14 protein-coding genes are annotated in these 18,863 nt (G+C 49.2%); 8 read left to right on the top strand and 6 right to left on the bottom strand.

What is annotated here, in order from left to right:
• The first annotated feature begins 240 nt into the window (after window positions 1-240).
• Window positions 241-1,329: an RIP metalloprotease RseP gene (gene rseP, locus NG796_RS25640; protein ID WP_261210261.1), complete on the top strand. Its 1,089-nt coding sequence runs from the start codon at window positions 241-243 to the stop codon at window positions 1,327-1,329.
• Window positions 1,330-1,391: 62 nt separating this feature from the next.
• Complete coding sequence (nth, locus tag NG796_RS25635) at window positions 1,392-2,069, top strand: endonuclease III (RefSeq protein ID WP_261210259.1); 678 nt, start codon at window positions 1,392-1,394, stop codon at window positions 2,067-2,069.
• 186 nt (window positions 2,070-2,255) lie between these two features.
• Here the strand turns inward: nth and NG796_RS25630 are convergent, their stop codons facing one another.
• From NG796_RS25630 to NG796_RS25615, 4 genes are all read right to left on the bottom strand, one after another.
• A complete protein-coding gene (locus tag NG796_RS25630; protein ID WP_261210257.1) occupies window positions 2,256-2,645 on the bottom strand; it encodes a pentapeptide repeat-containing protein in 390 nt (129 codons plus the stop codon).
• 160 nt (window positions 2,646-2,805) lie between these two features.
• Window positions 2,806-3,183 (bottom strand): hypothetical protein, encoded by a 378-nt coding sequence (locus NG796_RS25625; protein WP_261210255.1) that lies wholly within the window; start codon window positions 3,181-3,183, stop codon window positions 2,806-2,808.
• Window positions 3,184-4,080: 897 nt separating this feature from the next.
• Window positions 4,081-4,989 (bottom strand): response regulator, encoded by a 909-nt coding sequence (locus NG796_RS25620; protein WP_261210253.1) that lies wholly within the window; start codon window positions 4,987-4,989, stop codon window positions 4,081-4,083.
• A complete protein-coding gene (locus tag NG796_RS25615; RefSeq protein WP_261210251.1) occupies window positions 4,986-9,005 on the bottom strand; it encodes a PAS domain S-box protein in 4,020 nt (1,339 codons plus the stop codon). Before NG796_RS25615 ends, NG796_RS25620 begins: the two co-directional genes overlap by 4 nt.
• Before the next feature lie 968 nt (window positions 9,006-9,973).
• Between NG796_RS25615 and NG796_RS25610 the strand changes: the two genes are divergently transcribed.
• Together NG796_RS25610 and rpsN are read left to right on the top strand one after the other, a co-directional pair.
• Window positions 9,974-12,421, top strand: coding sequence for an NACHT domain-containing protein (locus tag NG796_RS25610; protein WP_261210249.1), 2,448 nt, complete (start codon window positions 9,974-9,976; stop codon window positions 12,419-12,421).
• Window positions 12,422-12,523: 102 nt separating this feature from the next.
• Window positions 12,524-12,826, top strand: coding sequence for a 30S ribosomal protein S14 (gene rpsN, locus NG796_RS25605; RefSeq protein ID WP_261210248.1), 303 nt, complete (start codon window positions 12,524-12,526; stop codon window positions 12,824-12,826).
• 91 nt (window positions 12,827-12,917) lie between these two features.
• Here the strand turns inward: rpsN and NG796_RS25600 are convergent, their stop codons facing one another.
• Window positions 12,918-13,247, bottom strand: a complete 330-nt coding sequence (locus NG796_RS25600) for a hypothetical protein (RefSeq protein WP_254563839.1) — start codon at window positions 13,245-13,247, stop codon at window positions 12,918-12,920.
• A 320-nt stretch (window positions 13,248-13,567) separates the two neighbouring features.
• Here NG796_RS25600 and aat point away from each other — a divergent pair, with 320 nt between their 5' ends.
• The gene (aat, locus tag NG796_RS25595; RefSeq protein ID WP_261210247.1) at window positions 13,568-14,146 is read left to right on the top strand and encodes a leucyl/phenylalanyl-tRNA--protein transferase; all 579 of its coding nucleotides are present in this window, start codon (window positions 13,568-13,570) and stop codon (window positions 14,144-14,146) included.
• 19 nt (window positions 14,147-14,165) lie between these two features.
• Here the strand turns inward: aat and NG796_RS25590 are convergent, their stop codons facing one another.
• Window positions 14,166-15,020 (bottom strand): DUF3598 family protein, encoded by an 855-nt coding sequence (locus NG796_RS25590; protein ID WP_261210246.1) that lies wholly within the window; start codon window positions 15,018-15,020, stop codon window positions 14,166-14,168.
• Between the two features lie 523 nt (window positions 15,021-15,543).
• On the opposite strand from NG796_RS25590, the gene NG796_RS25585 reads away from it, so the two are divergent.
• From NG796_RS25585 to NG796_RS25575, 3 genes are all read left to right on the top strand, one after another.
• A complete protein-coding gene (locus NG796_RS25585; RefSeq protein WP_261210245.1) occupies window positions 15,544-16,665 on the top strand; it encodes a tetratricopeptide repeat protein in 1,122 nt (373 codons plus the stop codon).
• Window positions 16,666-16,837: 172 nt separating this feature from the next.
• Window positions 16,838-17,368 (top strand): COP23 domain-containing protein, encoded by a 531-nt coding sequence (locus tag NG796_RS25580; RefSeq protein ID WP_261210243.1) that lies wholly within the window; start codon window positions 16,838-16,840, stop codon window positions 17,366-17,368.
• Between the two features lie 77 nt (window positions 17,369-17,445).
• On the top strand, window positions 17,446-18,863 hold a 1,418-nt coding region (locus NG796_RS25575; RefSeq protein WP_261210242.1), incomplete at its 3' end, for a serine protease.

Raw genomic sequence — 18,863 nt, 5'->3', positions numbered from 1 at the left:
CCATCCTCCCCATCCTCCCCATCCTCCCCATCCTCCCCATCCTCCCCATCCTCCCCATCTCCCCCATCCTCCCCATCCTCCCCATCCCCAGAAACCGCCCGGGCAGCCTAAAATAACAATAAGTCAGGATTTACGCATAATCTCCAGTCGAACTGCTGGACTGCGTAAGTCCGAATCATGAGTGAAGGCTGACTCATTGAGACAGTCTGTGATAATAACGGAGTTTAATTGGGGTTTGTAATGTCAGTATTGGCAGCGATCGCGGTTCTGGCGATGCTTATTTTCGTCCACGAACTGGGACACTTCATGGCAGCCCGATTACAGGGCATTCACGTTAATCGTTTCTCCATTGGATTTGGGCCAATTTTATGGAAATACCAAGGCCCAGAAACCGAATATGCCATACGCGGGATTCCTTTGGGGGGCTATGTCGGCTTTCCCGATGATGATCCCGAGAGCGAAATTCCGCCGGATGACCCGAATTTGCTCCGCAATCGCCCAATTTTGGATCGGGCGATCGTGATTAGTGCTGGGGTCATCGCGAACCTGATTTTTGCCTATCTGCTGTTAGTCGGACAGGTGGCAACGGTGGGGGTGCAAGACTTCGACTATCAACCGGGGGTAAAAATCGCCCAAGTGATGTCCGAGGAGACTGCCGCTCATCGAGCGGGAATTCAGGCCGAAGATATTATATTGCAAGCCGGTGGAGAGGAATTAGATGCTTCTGCACAAGCGGTTCGCTCTCTGATGGAGATTATCCAAACCCATCCTGAGCAAGTTCTGGAGCTCCAAGTGCAGCGGCAGGATGAAACCTTTACAGTGCCGATTTCCCCGGAACGCGATGAAACCGGGAAAGGGATTATTGGCGTGCAATTGGCTCCTCACGGGAGCCTGATTCGTCGGCGTGCCGAGAGTATCCCCGCAGCGTTTGGGGATGCTTCCCTGGAGTTTCAACGGATTACAGTGTTGACGGTGCAAGGATTGGGACAGTTAATTAGCAATTTCCGAGAAACGGCGGAGCAAGTGTCGGGTCCGGTAAAAATCGTGGAATTCGGAGCGAATATTGCTAAGTCTAATCCCGGAAATCTGTTCCAATTTGCGGCGTTAATTAGCATTAACCTAGCGATTATTAACATTTTGCCACTTCCGGCCCTCGATGGTGGTCAGTTGGGATTTTTGTTAATTGAAGGATTGCGCGGTAAACCATTGCCGACTCATATCCAAGATGGGGTGATGCAAACCGGGTTAGTGTTGCTGTTGGGTTTGGGTATTTTCCTGATTGTTCGGGATACGGCCAATTTGGGTTGGGTCCAACAGTTATTTCAATAAAGGTAATGGAGGATGAACGGCAATGATGACGTCATCCTTCATTTGTTCGGCAATTTTTTACCATGAATATTACTCGGAAGTGGGCGGCGACGAAGCAACGGGCGATCGAGATTTTAATTCGTCTGAAGCGATTGTATCCGGAGGCAGACTGTACGCTGAATTATGAGACGCCGGTACAATTATTGGTAGCGACAATTTTATCGGCACAATGTACAGATGAGCGGGTAAATCAGGTAACTCCGGAGTTGTTTCGACGGTTTCCGGATGCACAGGCGATCGCCCATGCGGATATTGAGGAGTTGGAACAATTAATTCGGTCCACAGGGTTTTATCGGAATAAGGCGAAAAATATTCAAGGCGCTTGTCGGGCGATCGTGGAAAAGCACAATCATCAAGTACCAAAACGGATGGAATTGCTCGTGGATTTGCCGGGAGTTGCTCGAAAAACGGCTAATGTTGTCCTGGCAAATGCCTACGGGATTAACCAAGGGGTGACAGTAGATACCCATGTGAAACGGTTATCCAATCGGTTAGGATTGACGGAAAATACGGACCCGGTAAAGATAGAACGGGATTTAATTCGCCTACTTCCCCAGGAAGATTGGGAAAATTGGTCGATTCGGTTGATTTATCATGGAAGAGCAGTTTGTAACGCCAAAAAACCCGCTTGCGATCGCTGTGAGTTAGCTGATTTATGTCCAGCAGCGGATCTGACTCTACTTCCTAATGTATTGGGATAGTTGTTTCTAGCACTCACTCTTATGAATTCGCGGGAATAATGTAGAAAAAGAAGAACGACTGAAGTCATTACCACCAACAAATAAACTTTTCTCTTGTTGGTAGTAACGACTTCAGTTGTTCTTCTTTAGGGGTCCTAATCATGGCTTGAATGGCTTGACGCTAATTAATTGAAAATCTTATCAAACTTAATCGTTATTTAACGATAAAACATGGTAATTGGGGTCATAAATTGTTCCGTCTGGCATGATTGCGGCGGTTAAATCAGCTCCCCTCAAATCAGCTCCCCTCAAATCAGCATTTGTTAAATTGGCCCCCCGTAAATTGGCTTCACAAAGCTTTGATTCCGATAAATTGGCTCCTTGCAAATCTGCGCCTTGCAAATCTGCTCCGGATAAATTACTGCGAATCAAATTAGCCCTTTTTAAATTGGCTCCTGTAAAGACAACCCCTTTGAGGATGGCATTAGCAAAATTTGAGTTGTAGTTGGGTTTATCAGACTTGTCGGATGGATGAAATGGACTTTTAGGAAGAGCTGAAGTAAAATTTCCTTCAAGTTGAGTTTTGGCAGTTTTCATAAACTTAATCTTTATTAATTTAATTGAAGTGGGTCTTCAACAGTCTCTCCAATGGGATTGAGCAGCGTCAGCACCCTGAGCCCAGCGTGGTTTTCGCCGTCGGGTGGAACAAGGGGGGGGTGAATCTTGCGGAATTTTGGGGTGAAGGGTCCCGCTCGATTCAAGAAGCAGAGATTTGAACGGGCGATCGAGAACGGGGTTCACTCCAGTGGGAACGAATCGTCTGGTGATGAGAAGTCCCACACGGCCCAACTGAATCCCATCCCGGGGAAGGCTCTCGGCTTGGTTCAAGGGGATCCAGAGCAGAGGCATCGGGTAAGTGCTGTTCTGGCTGAGGGTAAGGGACTTTGACAACCCGCAACAGCCGCTCCGTTACGGTATGCTCTGGGAAAGAGTAGCTGGGTTCAGGATATGGAACCGGGACCATTCGGCGGAGTTTCCATCTGGCCCCTACAAAGGTTGCCGAGGGTTCACCGGGACGGATTTCCGTAGGAGGAGCAAGAAATTTGTCAGAAATTTGAAAATTATATAAATTCATCTTGCAACTCTCCCCCGATTAGAGTTACAGTGGATATGGGTACATTAGAATAGTGGTTTTGCGGTTTGGGGCACGTTTGTGTCCCAACCTTTTCTTTTGTAGGGGGGCTAGGGGTCAAGGTTAGAGGATCCATAGATTTAACCCAGAAGATTGTAGAGGTTTTGCTTTAATCGTAGGTTTCCATTGGCAAGGTCCCCGGAAAGGACTTGATCTCTGGGATTGTATTTCCCCGGCTATTGGGAAAATTTTGGGCCTACAGTTACGATCAAGTGGACATTAGAACGTCCTGAACAGGGTTTTGAATAGTGGTTGGGACCTTGCCTGGTCCTGAACAGGGTTTTGAATAGTGGTTGGGACCTTGCCTGGTCCTAAACAGGGTTCTGAATAGTGGGTTGGACCTTGCCTGGTCCTAAACAGGGTTCTGAATAGTGGGTTGGACCTTGCCTGGTCCTAAACAGGGTCTGGAATAGTGGTTTTGACCTTGCCTTTTCTGGAATCGGGTTGTGAATAGTGGTTTTGACCTTGCCTGGTCCTGAATCGGGTCTGGAATAGTGGTTTTGACGGTGCCTGGTCCTGAATCGGGTCTGGAATAGTGGTTTTGACCTCATTAGGTCCTGCCGGAATTAGCCAATTTGATTGATTGTGGATACTCCTTGACTCTCCGACCCGGTGTTGATTCAGGGAAGAAAGTTTTAAAGTGGGTATCGAGGCTGCGGAGCCTCGGTACCCATTGCCCTCAACCGTTGCTTATCCTTAGTATTGTCTATGGATGTTTGCGATCGCGTTTGCAAACTGTTCAAGTTCTGTATAACTTTGAAAAATTTTGTTTGACTTTGAAAAAATGTTCTAATTTTTCCCAAAATCAGGGAAGTGGGACCCCGGTGGAGGACCTATGGTTTAGGCTTCATACTTAATAGAGATGACGCGGTTGAGGAGGGTGCAGAACTCACTCAGAAATGCCACCTCTGCGGGGTCCCACGATCGCCCTTGGGAATGATAGACCGTGAGGACCCCTTGCCATTGAGCCCCGGGGGGAAAGGGGACCAATAGGGCCGCTTTAATATTCAACGCCGTAAAATAGCCGATCGCCTCTTCATTGACTGCGGTTTGCAGATCCGCAAAAGCAACGGGTTCTCCCGATTGCAACCGCTGGTAACACCCTGTTTGTTGTAAGGCAGATTTCGCCCCTGACATTGCTTCACTTGCCACGGAGTCCATGAGACAAGTTCCCTGGCGATCGCATAGGGCTACCCGATCCACCCCTAACAAACCTCGTAACTGCCCAAGCGAACCCGAGAGAATTTCCTCGTGGGGTAAACCCTGAGTCAGACTAGCTGCCAGATAGCGAAATAGTCGCTCCCTCAGACTTACCTGATCCAATACCTGAGAAACTTGCGTTACTTGTTGTAGAGATTGAGACGCCTGTAATAAACGACTCACCCGCTGACGCAATACCGCCCAATGGAGGGGTTTCGTCACATAATCGGTGGCCCCCGCTTCAAAGGCGCGATCGACGGAATCGGCATCATCCAGGACAGTAATCATTAGAACCGGAGTATGTTCCCCTCCAGGCAGACTGCGTAACTGATGGCAGCAGGTGAACCCATCCATGACGGGCATCACTGCATCCAGCAGGACCATATCCGGTTGCAGTCGTTTAAATTCTGCCAAACATTGCTCACCATTTTTAGCATCCGCTACGGTATATCCTTCTTCTTCCATTGCCAGACGCAGGAGCGATCGCATGGAGCGATCGTCATCGGCAAGCAAAATTAGCGGGGAATTATCTTCACCAGTAGGAGTCATGAATTATTCTGTTTCCGTTCGAGTTCCAAGGCTTTGATCACGTTCTCATACTCCTTTTCCACCTGGTTGAGGAGCGTCTGTGCGTTAACAGTAGTGCCAGCCCGACCTAAATTCTCTAACTCTTTAAACAGATTCGCAAGGGTGAGAGCACCGAGATTGGCACTACTCGATCGCATGGAATGTGCAGCTTGACGCAACCCTTCCGGATTACCTTGCGCCACTGCCTCTCGTATTTCTTGGAGCCTTTCCGGTGCATCTTCAAGATAATTGCCGATAATCAGAGACAACATGGCGGCGGCTTTGGGACCTGCCATATCCCGTAAAGAATCCAGAATCTGGCGATCGAGGACCGCTTCACCTTCTTGATTTTGGGGGGGTAGAGGGTTAGACGCAAACAAATGGTCACTGACAAAGGTAGACTGCATCGGATCTGCCGAGTTAATTTGGGCTGCACCGGATTGAATTTGTTCCAAAGCGGTGGCTAAAGCCTTGATGCGAAAGGGTTTGGTAATATAACCATCCATCCCGGCGGCAAAGCATTTTTGGCGATCGCCCTCCATTGCATAAGCGGTAATAGCAATAATTTTCGGCCCCGGTTCTGGGCGGTTTTGCCATTCCTCCCGAATCCGCTTGGTTGCGGTCAATCCGTCCATTTGCGGCATCTCAATATCCATTAACACCACATCATAAGGTTGACGGCGCAAGGCTTCCAAGGCTTCAATGCCATTTTGCACTAAATCAGCTCGATACCCAATCTTTTCCAAGGTCCGCATTGCCACTTCTTGGTTCACAGGATTGTCTTCTGCTAAGAGAATTCGTAAGGGAAGCTTTGCTGGGGAGGATTCCGAGACAATAGCACGAGGGCGAACCGGATTCAAAGTCTCAGATCTTTCTAAAGGGGGGCTTTTTTCAATCTGAGCGTAAGGACAAGCGAGGGTCACAATCGTAAAGTAAAACGTAGAACCGGGAAACTGAGAGTCTGCGGAAAAAGGTTGCAACGGCCAATTTTCCGGCGGATTTCCGGCACAATTTCCCATACTTTCCACCCACATTTGACCCCCCATTGATTCACATAAGCGTTTGCTGATGGCTAAACCCAATCCGGTACCGCCATAGCGTCGAGAGGTAGACAGATCGACTTGGGAAAACGATTCAAACAGGCGGTGCATTCCTTCGGGGGGAATGCCGATGCCTGTATCTTGTACTTGGAATTGAATTCGATAGCGGCAAGATTGCTGATTGTCCGTTGCAATGACATCCTCGGGGATAGGCGAGGCACTCACGGAAATGATCGCCTCCCCGACTTCGGTGAATTTGACCGCATTCCCCAGGAGATTGACCAAAATTTGCTGGAGTCGGGTGCGATCGCCCATAATCTGAGAGGGCGTCTCCGGGGTAATTTGGGTAACTAGACGGATTCCTCGGGCTGTGGCTTGGGGCGCAAGGACGCTCACGGCTCTCGCGATGCAATCGGGCAAGGAAAAGGGTCGTTCATCGAACTCCAATTTACCGGACTCAATTTTAGAGAGGTCCAGGATATCGTTAATAATCCGTAATAAACTCTCGCTGCTGTTGCGAATCGTTTCAGTCCACTGTCTTTGTTGTTGAGTTTGGGCAGTATCCAGAAGGAGGTCCGTCATGCCGATCACTCCATTAATGGGAGTACGGATTTCATGACTCATCATTGCCAAAAATTCACTTTTGGCTTGATTAGCGACTTCTGCTAACTGTTTGGCGCGATCAAGGGCAAGATTTTGTTCGGCGAGTTGTTGACGTTGTTGAGTTTCCCGTTCCAGTAACTCCGCTTGCGCTAAAGCAATCCCGACTTGATCCGCCACGGCTTCCAGGAGTTCGATTTCATCTTCCCGCCACTGTCGCAATCCTTGGCATTGTTGCAAGGCGATCCCCCCATTGGGTTCTCCCTGATAAGAAGTCCGAATCGCCATGAGCGATCGCACGCCGAGTTGCTTAAATACCGGACAAATCGCGAAACCCAGCGCGTTATCCTCCACATCATCCAGGGCGATCGCCCGGTCCTGAGTGATAACGCGATCGGCTAAGAGATTGTCCCGAATCGGAATTTCTAAATTCAGTAAAGAACTCGCCCCAGGAGTCAAATACTCCGTCACACAGTACAATTGCGCCTCGGGTAAGACTTGATAGCGAAAGAGCAAACACCGATCCACCTCCAATGCTCGTCCCAGTTGGGTTGCGGTGGTTTGTAAAATTTGGTGCGTGTCCAAACTCTGGCGAATTTTCTGGGTAATTTGTCTCAGGAGTAGACTGCGATGAAATGCTTGGGCGAGGGCGGTTGCTGCCTGTTGGCGTTCCAATTCCCCCCCAATCCACTGCGCCATCAATTTGAGTAATTCTTGTTCTACCGCACTAAAGGGACGGCGACGGGGATGGGGACTTGAAAAGCTCAGGGGACCATAAACTTGACCCGCCACCGTGACGGAGGTCCCGAAATAAGCCGGGGTCGGGTCCGTGGAAGAAGGGCGATCGGATTCTCCCCCTGTGCTGATAGCAGACTGAATCCCACGAAACACAGGGGTTAGATCTAATGCCTCACTCCCGGGGCGATCGCCAGTAAAAATAGCCCTGGGAACAAGGGTACAAATCGGGGGATGGGCGGCAATGACTTCCAGGCGATCGCCTACCCACTGCCCTAAACATCCCATTTCCAGCTCAAACCACTCGCATCCCAGTTCTAATAATCGCTGCAAACGTTGGTCAAAATTCAGGGTGGGATCCGCGCTGACTTCATATAAAGCCCGGATACTCGCTTCACTAAAGCGCAATTCTCGTTCCGCTTGCTTACGCCCAGTGAGGTCAAATCCGGCAAAAACTGCCGCTTTACCCCCGAGATATTTCTGTGCCACGACTAAATAATGCCAGGGAAGTCCATCCACTTCCCATTCCATTTCCACAGAGGTTTCCGATTGGCTACTCTGGAAAAATTCCTCAACAAAATCTCGAATTTCCGTTTCCGGTTCCAGAAACCCAATGGTTTTTCCGATAAAGGTTTCCGGTTGAATATTGAAGGAACGCGCTAGGTAACGGTTAATCCCGAGATAGGTCAAATTAGAATCAATCCAGGCAATGCTACCGGGTACCGAGTCTAAGACAGCACGCAGTTGATCTCGCGCTTGTCGCAGTTCTTCCTCCACCTGGTTGCGTTCCGTGATATCCCGAACTGTCACTACCCGAACGAGGCGGTTTTGATAGTCAATCATTTTCGGGTGCAATTCAGCCGGAAAAGTTGAGCCATCTTTCCGGAGTGCCACAACGAGATAGGGGCGATCGCTTTGATTTTGAATGTTCTCAGCCACAATTTCCCGATACTCTGGGGTGACTAACACCACACCCGGGGTTCCAATGAGTTCTTCTTTTTCATACCGCAGCATCTGCGCCAGAACCCGGTTCACATCAATAATGACCCCGCGATCGTGCAAGAGAATTCCTTCGCAAGTGGCAGCAGCCAAACACCGATATCGTTCTGCACTTTGTTGGATTTCTTCCATTTGTTGCTTCGAGGGGATGTCCTGAACTAGGCACAGGTTCACGACATCACCCTCAATATCAATCGGGTTCGTTTCGATTTCTACAGTTTGCTTGGACCCTCCAACCCAGGGACTGCCCTCCGCAACTGCTTCCTCAGCGATCGCCCCTGGGAGATCCCCAAGAGAATGAAGTTCTTCCAGTTTAAGTTGCTTTAAAGCCTCAATCTCATACCCATAAAACTGCGAGGCTGCGATATTCGCATCCAGAATCATCCCGGTTTCGGGGTCAGTAATCAATTGCACTGCGGAATTTTCCTGAAATATCCGACAATAGAGAATTTCCTTCCCGGTGACTCGGGAGTGCAATTGATCCGCTGCAACCGGCGCAGTTTTCTCCGGCAACGAGGCGATCGGCGATGAGTCCTTTTCTCCAACGCAGTGCATCTTTTTGGACCACAAATAACCGGCGATCGCACCCACAATCAACCCACAGAAAATCCCTATCAACTGCATATCCTGCTGTTATGATTTCTTTCTCTCATCATAAAGCGGTAAGGGGATTGGGGGAAGATGGGGAGGATGGGGAGATGGGGGAGATGGGGGAGATGGGGGAGATGGGGGAGATGGGGAGGATGGGGAGGATGGGGAGGATGGAGGAGATGGGGAGGATGGGGGAGATGGGGGAGATTGTTCGTAGCAACGACTGAAGTTGTTATTTTAGTGTCATGGCTTCAGCTATGACATTTACCATGAGCGGATTAAGTGCCTGTTTGGGGACCGGATCTTAAGCTTTCAAAGGGGCGTTATGAAAGCGATCACTTTCATAACGCGGAAACCACTGAAGTCAAAACATTGAACTTCTTCCCCATCCTCCCCATCCTCCCCATCTCCCCCATCGCCCCCATCCTCCCCCTCTCCCCCATCCTCCCCATCTCCCCCATCCCCCCCATCTCCCCCATCTACCCTACCTCCCCCATCCTCCCCATCCTCCCCAAGGGGACCAACTTCTTGTATAATAGGGGTTTAACCCCCCTTGCAGGGATGGAATTTGTCAAAACTCAAGGGAAAGTCCTGTTTCTGAGACTTCTTTAAATTCCCCGAGTCTGGGTTTGAAATTCCAGGTGATTTACCTCACTCCACAGTGAGTCAGCGATCGCCTCGGGGTCCAGAAGTCATCACCCCTTGCTACTGTCAGGGATCATCAGGGTGATAGTCAGAAGATCTCCCGACATCGGCAACCGCGATCGCTGCACTGGAAACCTCATGCCACCACTATTATAAATAGCTGATATTGCTTCTGCTTTTTCAAGCCGATTGCAGTTGGATTCAGCAATCCCTTATGAATAGAGCTTCATCCTCAACAGGAGTAAGCTCCTACTCTTTGCCACTGTTAACCCCACCACAATTTATCCCCACTGTGAGTAGCATCCTTTGGGTTCCAAAATTACCAAATAATTGATTAAATAAACTGGATTATCCCCATGAGAAAACGCTCACTGAACACTTCCGAAACCGGAAAAATCAAGGCAAAAGCTGCGTTTGAAAGAAGTGGCTGGACGCAGCAAGATTTGGCTTCTGAAGTGGGATTAGAAACTCGTCAATCTATTTGGAAATTTTTGACGGGACGTCCTATTGAACGGCCAATTTTTATAGAAATTTGCTGCAAATTAGACTTAGATTGGCAGGATATCGCCGAGTTCCCCGATGAGGTCCCCGCAGAGGTTCCCAATACAGCGGATGATCCGGGATTAGATCCGCCTATTGAAGATATCACTACCTTAGTCACTCAAGTGCGATCGCGCATGAGAGAACCCATTCGCGCTCAATGTGGAACGCTGCGTCTTTTAGACAACTCCCAACCTGTTGCTCTGAATGATATCTACATCCAGGTTAATATTCTGGAACAACTGAGTCGGCAACGATGGCTAGAAGTCTCCGATCTCCAATTTCAGCCCAGGCAAACTCGTCAGTCCCAGGGACAGGTAGGCCGCAACATTTCTCCATCACAACAAGAGTCCAAAATTCCTGCTATCCAAGCGGTTTCTACCTATTCAAAATTATTAATATTGGGTAAGCCTGGAGCCGGTAAAACTACATTTTTACAATCTCTTGCCCTCGGCTGTATTCAAGAACAAGCGGAGGAAAAAAATACCCCTAAAACAGGCATTGAAGGGATTCCTATTTTTATTAGAATTAGGGATTGGAAAACCGAAAGCCAACAGAGTGGGAATCGCAGTTTACTCCATTACATTACTAAAATTTTCCACAACTTTGGCCTATCAGCGGCTAAGGCTGAAACCTTGCTGCAAGGGGGTCACGCCTTGGTTTTGTTAGATGGATTAGATGAAGTCCCCGACAGCGACAACCGAGAAATTTCCTACGAAATCAACCAATTTTGCGAAACCTATTATCAAAACCGGGTGGCAATCACCTGTCGCCTGGGGGGAGGGGAGTACCACTTTACTGGCTTTACGGAAGTAGAACTGGCTGATTTTGATGGCTCACAAATTGAGGCATTTGCTGAAAAATGGTTTATCGCAGCCCGTGGCGATCGCGAAACGGGTTTACTGCTCTCCCAACGCTTTTTAGAAAAGCTCAATCTACCGGAAAATCAACCGATTAGGGATCTAGTAGTTACCCCAATTCTGTTAACGCTAACGGCGAGTATTTTTCAGACTAAAGAAGATTTCCCCAACAAACGCTCTAAACTTTATGAAGCCGGATTAGATATTCTCCTGGTGCGCTGGGATGAAGCCCGAGGCATTCAACGGGATGAAGTCTATCGAAATTTATCCTTGCCTAGAAAAATAGAACTGTTGAGTCAAATTGCAGCCACTACTTTTGCTCAAAGTAATTACTTTTTTGAAAAGCGGGAAATTGAGCATTATATTGGGGACTATTTGGCAACGTTACCCCAAAGCAATACGGCACCCGAAACCTTACGATCGCAAAGTGCTACGGTCCTAGATGCGATCGAAGCTCAACATGGTTTATTAGTCGAACGAGCGCGAGGAATTTATTCCTTTTCCCATTTAACATTCCAAGAATATTTTACCGCGCGTCAGATTGCGGCAACACCGGATCCGAGTGCGTTGGAGGAGGAGTTACAAGGGTTAGCGAGTCATGTTTGTGAACCCCGATGGCGAGAAGTGGTGTTACTCACCTCGGAATTGTTAAGAAATGCTGACCCTCTGCTGCAAGCAATGAAGCAGCAAATTGATGTCATGTTGGTTGCCGATGGCAAGTTACAACAATTTTTAGCCTGTACCAGTGCTAAATGCCGACTGCTGGAAGGATTGTACAAACCCGCAGCAATCCGAGCATTTTACTTTACCCTATTTCGCGATCGCAGCCTGGGTTTAGCCCTTGCCTTGGACCCCAGTTTAGCCCGGGATTTGGCTCCTGAGTTAGCATTGGATTTAGAATTGGCACGAGCTTTAGAATTGGTTCAAAATCTGACCCGCAATCCCAACGTGAAACAAATCCTCTCCCTGGGGTTTGCCTTGGACCTTGACCGCAGTTTAACCCATGAGCCCGAATTGCGCGAAGGATTCCAAGAACTGAAGGACCAACTGCCGGATCCTGGGGAGGGTCGCGATCGCCTCATTGCCTGGTGGGGCGATCGGGCCCCTGTCTGGGCTGAACAATTTCGTGCCTTGCTCATCAAGCATCGTCAAATCGGTCATAATTGGCAGTTTACCCCCCGACAACTGGCTCTACTGGACCAATATTATCAGGCCAATCAACTCCTCGTGGATTGCCTGCATGGCGAGTCCCATTGCTCCTCCGTCGTGCGATCGCATTTAGAGGCGACCCTGATCTTACCCGTTGGAGAAATCGAAACCTCTGAGATCGCCTCCAACTCCAACTCCGACTACTTTATTCAAATCAGTGACGGTTCTATTCCCTTCGCTGAAATGATGCCTTAAGGGGAGGGATTAGCTTTAAATCGGTCAAGGTTCATGCGCCGAAGGCCGATTTATCAGCTAGAATGAAAGATGCTGTCTTTTTTAAGGGATGAAAATCATTACATGGCTAAGAAATCCATGATCGAGCGGGAAAAGAAACGCAAAGCGCTCGTTGACAAGTACATCGATAAGCGGTTTGAGTTAAAAGCGCAATTTGCCGCAGCGACGGATCCAGAAGAAAAATTGCAAATTCACCGCCAAATTCAACAACTGCCCCGCAATAGCGCCCCTAACCGGGTGCGTAACCGTTGTTGGCTGACGGGACGTCCCAGAGGGTTTTATCGCGATTTCGGACTCTCTCGGAACGTGATTCGGGAAATGGCCCACGAGGGACTCCTTCCTGGGGTCGTTAAGTCAAGCTGGTAGTCCAAAGCTAGATAGAGCGTGGATTTTGGATTTTAGATCAGACATTTTAAAATCTAAAATCTAAAATCTAAAATCCCGACGCTCCCTAAGATTATTGTCCACAACAGCGATCAATCCCCAGACTATCTAACAGTAAGTCACTGACGGCATTGGCGATCGCAAATTCCCCATAAAAACTTTTAGAAAAATCAAACGCCTGCATTTCCGTGACGATCGCTATCACCAGAGAGCCTAAGTCATTCTCGCCTTCAAGTCGCTGACGGACAAAAATTTGAGTCGCTCGTTCCGCAATTTGGTGGTTGACTGCTTCGGGAATAAACTCGCGATCGAGCCACTGATGTAAAGCAGCCTGCAACCATTTCCCCTCCTGTTGAGGATTACTCATGGGGGGCAACGTAATCGGTTTAATCGGTTCGCTCATGGGCATTCAAATTTACATTACTATTATCTCGATCTTATAGTACATTCGCCCTCAAACCCACTTCAAACGGGGATCAAGGATGAACCCTCAAGAATGATTCCGCTAGTGGAGTGTCCCAAATTTAGTCCGGATACTGAACTAGAAGAACGACTAAAGTCGTGACACTGAACTAGAGAAATCCCCCTAAGTCAGAGTAGGCCGTAAGTTTCATGATATTTTTAAATTTTGAGCCGGTTTGAGGGCAGCACTTTCTTCCCTTTTTAAGCCGTTCCTCCCTGGTGCGTGGTCTGCAATTTCTCAATTTTTAACCGGCTAAGTTCATGGAATTGGACATTCCGTCAATCATCCAAGGTTACGCCCAAGGCTATTTTTTAATGGCGAATGTGGGCGATGAGAGCGTCGGGTGGTACTCCAGTCGCAAGCGAGCGCTGATTCCCTTAGACGATCGCTTCCGCTATCCTTCATCCTTAAATCGTGCCCTGAATCAAGAACGGTTCACTGTGGCGATCGACCGAGATTTTAAGGGGGTAGTAGAGGGGTGTTCCGATCGCCTGACGACTTGGATTTCTCCTGAATTAAAAGAAATTTACTGGGAACTTTACTCCCAGGGTTGGGCCCATAGTTTTGAAACCTGGCAAGGAGATACCCTCGCTGGGGGGATTCTGGGAATTGCGATCGGGGGCGCTTTTATTGGCGAGTCGATGTTTTATCGGATTCCAGAAGGGTCAAAGGTGGCAATGGTGAAGCTTGTAGAACGACTGCGCGATCGCCAGTTTGTTTTATTTGATGCCCAAATGAGTAACCCCCATTTAGACCGATTTGGAGCCTATACCATTAGCGATCGGGAATATCAAGCCTTACTCCAAAAAGCCCTACACCGCTCCTGTTCTTTACTCTAACCCCCACCCATTCCGGACTTTACCTCACCTTGCGCTCAGTCACTAAAGTCACGCTGGTCCATTCTCCCTTTTGATTGTAACTGCCCATTAACCGCTGCCGCAGAGTGGGTTCAATTAACCAACCCGCCTCTAAAAAGAACATCTGCCCCACTTCCACCCGATGCGGAAAAGTCAGGGAAGCCCCATCCGGCAGCATTAATACCCGAACCGGATGAGCGCCCCCCTCGAACTCCAGCATCGCCCCCTCAATACGCCCTGTAGAACAGATTTCTTGAGGGCTATGATTGCCACCAGCCACCGTGATCCGTTGCTCTAAACCGTCGGTCCCACTTTTTTGCACTTCCAGAGTCGTGGTGAAAGTCTCCGAGTTTCGCAAATCTGGATAAAGCGTCTGCGCTTCCCCTTCCCACCGCCCCAACAATTGCTCTAAAGTCAAGGGCGGATTTTCTGTCGCCCCTGTACCCACCCGTTTTTCTCGAATCAGGGTAAACCGTTCCGCCTCACCCCCCACTGCAAATTGATGTACCGCCCGTAAGCGACGGTTATCCCAGATGAACCCGAACTCGATCAGCAAAGTGGACAAGGGGGACAGTTGCATCGACGCCTGGGAAAACGCCCCGGAATCAAAAAATAAAATATGCCGCCCCAAGGATTGGAACTCTTGGACTGATTCCTTAACGGGTGGGTCCGTGTCCCGATTTCCCCCGGGGGCAAAAAATTTGAGCGTAAAGCGCACCTGTCGATTTTCGTCTAATCCCTCCAAGGAAAGTCTCGTGGGAGTTTCTTCGAGTAGGGTCCCAGTGGGTGAGAGTCGCGTGAACGACCCCTCCCAGTCTCCTAGATTTTGCAGCAAATTTTCCCATTGTGTTCCCATCTTTTCCTCGGACCTCCATTTTTGAAATTTAGATACAATCTTGAGTTTCCATCCCCTTTATACCAGAGTCGGCGATCGCTTCAATCGCGGTTAAAACTCCGGTTTCTTTACCCAATCCCTGGCAAGTCGCACTAAATTTGGGCTAGAAACTGGGCTTATTCTCGTCTTTATTTAATACCGACGCCGACCCGCTGGGAGATGGATTTTGACCCTCTTGATAGGCGATCGAGGTGATGATATGATCAAAAACTTGACCGATAAAAAAAGAGAGTCCACTCAGCATTGCTCCGGTCCGGTATTGTCTTGATTGGCAGACTTTTGGCCTTAAAGATAACGGAATTAAGACCTGAGAAATCGGTAGAATCGTCTACAGTGATGCCAAAGTGGTGAAGTCGTCGAGCGATTAATAGGTGAGATTTCCATGACCATGACAAATCGAGTCGGGAACGCAAGGGGGCCGCGCAGGGTAAGGCTCCCCTTTTCTATGTCGAAGCAGGCGGTTCGTCCAGGGATGTCGCCTACTATGGATCTAGCGCCACTCACCGCATTGTGCGCGAGGATCGCTGGACAAAGTACCCTGATGCTGCTGACGCTTTTGCTGTCTGTGGGTGCAGCAAGCGCACAACGTCCAACCCCCCCTCCCCCACCCAGACCCCTAGTCCCTGTGGCACCCACTCCGGCATCCTCTACCCCGGAAGCGGCCAAGCCGTCCCCCGCTGCGGCCCCCACCCCACCGGCGGAAACTACTCCAGCAGCCTCGGCAAAAAATGAGCCAGAAAATGAGCCGGAGAAGGCCCCCGAATCGGAAGCAGCCCAGCAAGAGGTGTTACAACAAAATTCCGACCTCGATCCAGCCATTCAACAGCAAATTCAAACGGAAGTAGACCGGGCTTTTATGCGGACGGTGAGTCCCTTAGCTGCTGCGATCGCCGGATTAGTGGTTCTTCCTGTCGCTGCAACCTTGGCCGGAATTTGGCTGCTCAAAAAAAGCGTCGCCAATCAAGTTACAAGTGAGGTGAGAGAACAACTTGGGCAGCCGGTTCCCTCCCAACTGCCTGCCTCACAAAAAGGGGGGAGCTTGGTCAAAAGTGAGAAAGGCGGAATGCCTCTAGCTCTCGCTGAAGAACCGAAGAGCACTGCTCAATTAAACGAGTTGATTTCAATGGCTTTAGCGACTCAAAACTTAATTGCTGAAGCTCGAACAACCTTGGAAGAGTCGATGAAAATGCAAACCCGGATGGAGGAACCCTTCCAGGAAATTTTTGGCATTTATGTCACCCAAGGGAACGAGCTATTTCGGGAAGGGAGATATGAAAATGCTGTAGAGATGTATGACAAGGCAACGGAAATTAATCCCGATTGTTATGAAGCATTTTTAGGTCAGGGAGTCGCCTATACTCGATTGCAACGCTATGACGAGGCGATCGCAGCGTATAACAAAGCCATTCGCACCAGTTCCGACAAAGCCGATGCCTGGTACGGAAAAGCCCGCTGCTATGCCTTAAAAAGTGATACCGATATGGCAGTTGATAATCTCCGGCAGGCCATTTCTCTCAATTCCGACATTCGAGAAATGGCTCAACATGAGTCAGACTTTAACTCCGTTCGCGAGACAGAATCCTTTGATAATTTGATGCGGTCTTAAATTCAGTGGCAAAACCCGTCGGGGGTTAAAAACCCCGGCGGACCCTGCTGCAAAATTTCAGAGATCACCAGGGACCTGTTGAAAATAACAATCTGCATCGTTTCATAGCTCCCACCCGAATAAATGAGTATGATAAACATCATAATCCCTCAAGCCAAGGGAGCTTACCCCCATGTTCACTCAGTCCTTGACCACTAAACTTTGCACCGGATCCGGTGTAGCCCTCCTCGCCCTGGGTTTAGCCAGTTGCGGCGCACAAACCAGCAACAGTGCCGTTGCCACCCCGCGCTACTTCTGCGGACAAGACGCCGAAGGCAACTACACCACCTACGCCGAAACCCCCCGAGGAAACAAAGCCATCATCCGCTGGAAATCCGAATATTTCACCGCATCCGGCTGGACTCCCCAAGCCCGTTGCCAAGAAGTTTCCCCCAAATTTCAACAAGCTGCCGATAATAACCAACTCAATTACATCACTAACGATACTCAGAATAATTTACCCGTCGTTTGTGCAGCCATTAACGATAACGAACGATGCGGTTTAATGTTATTTACCCTGCGATCGGAAGATAACCCCCAAACCATCCGAGAAATGTTAATCGACATGGGTAAAGGCAGCGCCATGAATCCCATTCCGCAAAGTGGCAGTTTTAAAGTCCATATTCCCCTGAGCGAAATTCTCCAAAATGCTCCCCTTGAATAACCTTCAAATCCGGGAGAATTAAAACCTTTCCACATTCTCCCTCCCCGGCTACCCGTCAACCACTACCGGAGGAAAAGATGATTAAAAAACCCTCAGAACTGCTCCTCATGGGTGCGCTACTCTTACTCACCCCCACCCTGCATAGCTGCCAAATCCCCACCCGGATTTCCCAAGCACAAATTAACCCCAACTTATCCCCGGAAGAGTTGCAACAACTCGCCCGCGCCATTACCGTCAAAGTCATGGGCAGTGAGTCCGCAGGTTCCGGCACCATCATCAGGAAAGTCGGATCAACCTATACCGTCGTCACCAATCAGCACGTCTTGCGGGCAGTTCAAGCCGGGAATAGCCAACCCTCAGACCCCAACCTTGTCCCAAATATCCGCATCCAAACCCCAGACGGCTTAGATTATCCCGCCACCCTCGTTAACCGTGACAACATCGACTTTCAGGATAACGATTTAGGCTTGCTAGAATTTAACGCCGATCGCATTTATGATGTCGGAACCTTCACGAACCCCGATGTGAGATTAAAAGCCGGAGAAAAAGTCTGGGCCGCCGGTTTTATCGCCGAATCCCCCACCCCCACCAGCATCGTCACGGAAGGGCAAATCTCTCTCATCCCAGACCAAGCCTTAGAACAAGGATATCAACTGGGATACAGCAATCCCATCCAAAACGGCATGAGCGGAGGCCCAATTCTCAACCGCCAAGGGGATATCATCGGCTTCAATGGCCGACAGGGGAATCCCCTCTTCGGCGACCCCTTTATCTATGCCAACGGCACGCGCCCCACCGACGACCAACGGCAGAAAATGGTCAGTTTAAGTTGGGGGTTGCCCGTGTCCGTGTTGGCACAAGCAGCCCCAGAAGTGATGAAAGAAGCCGAACCCTACCTGACAGGATTGGCGAAACAAGTTTATGACAATGCCAAAGCCGTAACCGTTCGCATAGAGGCGCGGGATAAAAAATATCCATCATTAGATCCAGTCCCTGGATCTGGGGTCATCATTGCCAAACAGAAAAACACTTATTATGTTGTAACCGCCCGCCATGTGGTGCAAAATCCAGACCAAAATTATCAACTCATCACCCCAGATGGCCGCCGCTACCGGATTGACTATAGCAAAATCAAACAACAGGACGGTCAAGACGTGGCGCTGGTGAAGTTTAGCAGCAATGAAATCTATCCCGTAGCCACTCTTGCAGATTATCGAGTTGAAGAAGATGAGTACCCTTGGGTGTTTACTGCCGGGTGGCCCAAGGGAGAATTTCTGAGAAATCCTCGATTTGAGTTTACTCCAGGCAGGTTATCTAGTTCAGAACGAAGCTCGCTTATGGCTCAAAACATTGAATCTCTCACCGACGGTTATGGGATGGCTTATACCAATAGAACCCAAGGAGGGATGAGTGGGGGGCTTACAGGTATATGTTTTTATCACCTAGGGTATAATAGGGAAGGGAGGGACCCCAGGTATCCCCGGATGATGAAAGA

It is taken from the genome of Laspinema sp. D2d (assembly GCF_025370755.1).
Lineage (GTDB): Bacteria > Cyanobacteriota > Cyanobacteriia > Cyanobacteriales > Laspinemataceae > Laspinema.
This window is presented reverse-complemented; position numbering and strand designations above follow the sequence as displayed.